Source organism: Mycobacterium sp. TH-M25, from assembly GCF_057473665.1.
Genome location: NZ_JBYCLA010000067.1, coordinates 1 through 3378 on the forward strand (window position 1 = coordinate 1; position 3378 = coordinate 3378).

Below are 3378 nucleotides of genomic sequence, written 5' to 3' on the forward strand. Positions count from 1 at the left end.
ATGGTGACACTTGGCGGCGCTGACGTCATTGACCCCGACACGGTGATCGCCGAAATGACCTACCATCATCCGCTCTACACCCGCGATTCCGTTGCCGCCCAACGCCTACTGCCGACGCTGGGCGATGACCGAATCGCCTTCGCCGGCGCCTACCACGGCTGGGGGTTTCACGAGGACGGTGCCATGTCCGGAGTCCGGGCGGCCCGAAGACTCGGCGCCTACTGGCCGGCCACCACGATGCGCGGCAAGGTGTTCTCATGTTGACACCGGCGATCTACCGCACCACGATCACCCACATCCGGAGGGCTCCTGTGTGCCACGAGTTCAACTACCGGAGCTACAGCTGGTATGTCGACGTCGACGCGCTGCCGCGGCTGCCGCGGTGGCTTCGCCCATTCGCCCGATTCGACGCCGGCGACCATTTCGACGGTCGCCCCGGCGACACGCTGCGTCAACGAGTGGACCGCTTCCTCGCCGAGCATGACGCGGCCCTGCCCGACGGCCGGGTCACCGCGCTGCTGCAGGCACGGGTCCTCGGATACGTCTTCAACCCGATCACCATCTTCTGGTGCCATGACCGCGACGGCGTGTTGCAGCACGTGATCGCCGAGGTGCACAACACCTACGGCCAGCGTCACCCCTACCTGCTGCCACCTGCCGACAAACCGGTGCAGGTGGCCAAGCGGTTCTTCGTGTCACCGTTCAACCCAGTGGACGGTGACTACCTGGTGCACGCCCCCCGCCCCGACCGTAGCGTGGCGATAAACGTGTCCTTGTACCGCGATAACCGTCCGGCGTTCGCCGCCCGGTTGCGCGGCACAGGAGCCCCGGCCACCACGGGTCGTGTCGCGCGGATGCAGCTGCTGGCGCCACTGGCGCCGCTGGTGGTTGCGATGCGTATTCGGGTGCAGGGTATCGCGTTGTGGCTGCGGCGAGTCCCGGTGGTGAAACGGTGAACACCACTGCAACTCAATTGGCCGCGGAGACAATCGACTTGGGACAGTGGCCAGAGCTGGCCAGGGTCCCCTCGGGACCGGTGGCCGCAGCATCGGCGGTGGTCGCCGACCGGCTGCTGCGGCGGGCCGCGGCGCGGTTACCGCTGCGCCTTGTCTACCCGGACGGCACGGTGATCGGTGCCGCCGATCCGACGTCGCCGACCCTGGTCATCAGCGACCCGAAGCGGCTGGCCCACCGGATCGGACGGGCGGGCCTGATCGGGTTCGGCGAAGGCTACATGGCCGGCGAGTGGCACTCACCGGAGCTGGCCGAGGTGTTGACGGTGTTCGCCACCTCAGTCGGTGATCTGGTGCCCACCGCGCTGCAGCGGCTGCGTCCCATCGCGCTGAAGCGCCAACCCCGCTGGCACGCCAACAGCCCAACCCAGGCCAGGCGCAACGTGCGCGCTCACTATGATCTGTCCAACGATCTGTTCGCCGCGTTTCTCGACGAGACGATGACCTACTCCAGTGCACTGTTCGCACAGTTGCCCGCGTCATGGTCCGATCTGGCCGACGCGCAACGCCGCAAAATCGATCGGCTGCTCGACGCTGCCCGGGTGGGGGCGGGCAGTCGAGTCCTCGAAATCGGTACCGGATGGGGCGAACTCTGCCTGCGTGCGGCCGCCCGCGGCGCACACGTCCGCTCGGTCACACTGTCGGTCCAACAACAACGGCTGGCACGGCAGCGGGCCGCTGCTGCAGGGCTGTCTGACCGCATACAGATCGACCTGTGCGACTACCGCGACGTCGACGGATGCTACGACGCGGTGTTATCGGTGGAGATGATCGAGGCTGTGGGTTATCGTTGCTGGCCCAACTATTTCCAAGCCCTGGACCGGCTGGTGACCCCGGGCGGGCGGGTCGCAATCCAGGTGATCACCATGCCGCATCATCGGATGATGGCTAGCCGTCGTACCTACACCTGGATCCAGAAATACATCTTCCCCGGCGGCTTGTTGCCGTCCACCCAAGCAATCCTCGACATCACCGAACACTGCACCGGCCTGCGCACCGTGGAGCTGAGTTCGCTGCGACCGCATTACGCCGAGACACTGCGCCTGTGGCGGCAACGCTTCGGCAAGCGGCGCGACGCGCTCACCGCGTTGGGATTCGGCGGAGTGTTCGCCCGCATGTGGGAGTTCTACCTGGCCTACTCGGAGGCCGGCTTCCGTGCGGGCTATCTGGACGTGTACCAGTGGACCTTCGCCCACTCGGCCACGTGATAACTCGTGCTGATGTTCCCGCTCGGTGAGGCAGCAACGCGGTCATGGACGGGTTTGCGATCCTAACCCGGGCACCGCTGCGGCTAGGCTACCGGTCGATGACCAAACCTCCGCATCCCAGTAGCGACCTGGACGCACTGCTGCACCGGGTGGCACGCCGCGAGGTCGACGCGTTCGCCACGTTCTACGACAAGACCGCACCGCGGGTGTATGGGCTGGTGAATCGGGTGCTACGTGATGCCGGATACAGCCAAGAAACCACCCAGGAGATCTATTTGGAGGTGTGGCGGACCGCGGCAAGCTACGACGCCACCAAGGGGTCCGCCCTGGCCTTCCTGATCACCATGGCGCACCGGCGTGCCGTCGATCGGGTGCGCGCCGAGCAGGCCGCTAGTCGGCGTGAATCACGCTACGGCGCAGCCAGCATCGAGCCACCCAGTGATGTCGTCGCCGAAGCCGCGATTGCCGATGATGAACGCCGCCGGGTAGCCCACTGCTTGGACGAGCTGACCGACAAGCAGCGGCAGTGCATCGAACTGGCCTACTACCAAGGATTAACGTATGCCGCGGTTTCGGAGCGGCTTTCAGCCAACGTCTCGACGATCAAATCACGCATGCGCGACGCGCTGCGCAGCCTGCGCCAATGTCTGGGTGTGCCATGACCGAGCCGACCGACTTCGATCTGCTCGGCCTGGCCACCGCCTATGGTCTGCACGCTCTCTCCGCCGCCGAGCGCGCCGACGTCGACCGACAGATCGCCGTGTTGCCGTCGCCGCTCGCGCAGGCCTTCACCGATGAAGTACTCGCGGTCGGCGAGACGATGGCGATCCTTTCCGTGACAACCGCGGCCGACCCGCCGCCAGAATTGCGCAGTTCGGTGCTGGCCGCAGTCAACAGGCGAACTCGCCTTCAATCTCGGCGACGTGCAGTCATTCTCGCCGCAGCAGCTGCAACCGTGCTGGTTCTGGCGGCATTCGGCGCGGGGATCGCCCTGCGGCCCACGCCACCACCGACAGTGGCCGAGCAGGTGCTGGCCGCACCCGACGTGCAAACGGTCTCCCGCCCGCTGGCGACCGGAACAGCGACCGTGGTGTTCTCCCGCGACACGGGCGCCGGCGTGCTGGTCATGAACAACGTGCCCCCGCCTGCTCCCGGGA

5 protein-coding genes are annotated in these 3378 nt (G+C 66.5%); all 5 read left to right on the top strand.

From position 1 onward, the window contains the following. Window positions 1-264, top strand: a 264-nt coding sequence (locus AC2VOU_RS02470; protein WP_486955932.1) for an FAD-dependent oxidoreductase, incomplete at its 5' end; no start/stop codon positions are given. Then, on the top strand, window positions 258-956 hold the full coding sequence (locus tag AC2VOU_RS02475; protein ID WP_486955933.1) for a DUF1365 domain-containing protein: 699 nt from the start codon (window positions 258-260) through the stop codon (window positions 954-956). The genes AC2VOU_RS02470 and AC2VOU_RS02475, both read left to right, overlap by 7 nt. After that, complete coding sequence (locus AC2VOU_RS02480; protein ID WP_486955934.1) at window positions 953-2221, top strand: class I SAM-dependent methyltransferase; 1269 nt, start codon at window positions 953-955, stop codon at window positions 2219-2221. Before AC2VOU_RS02475 ends, AC2VOU_RS02480 begins: the two co-directional genes overlap by 4 nt. A gap of 98 nt (window positions 2222-2319) precedes the next feature. Then, window positions 2320-2883 carry a sigma-70 family RNA polymerase sigma factor gene (locus tag AC2VOU_RS02485; protein WP_486955935.1) on the top strand — a complete coding sequence of 188 codons (564 nt, stop codon included), beginning with the start codon at window positions 2320-2322 and terminating at the stop codon, window positions 2881-2883. Then, the coding region (locus tag AC2VOU_RS02490; protein WP_486955936.1) for an RskA family anti-sigma factor at window positions 2880-3378 on the top strand (499 nt) is incomplete at its 3' end. The genes AC2VOU_RS02485 and AC2VOU_RS02490, both read left to right, overlap by 4 nt.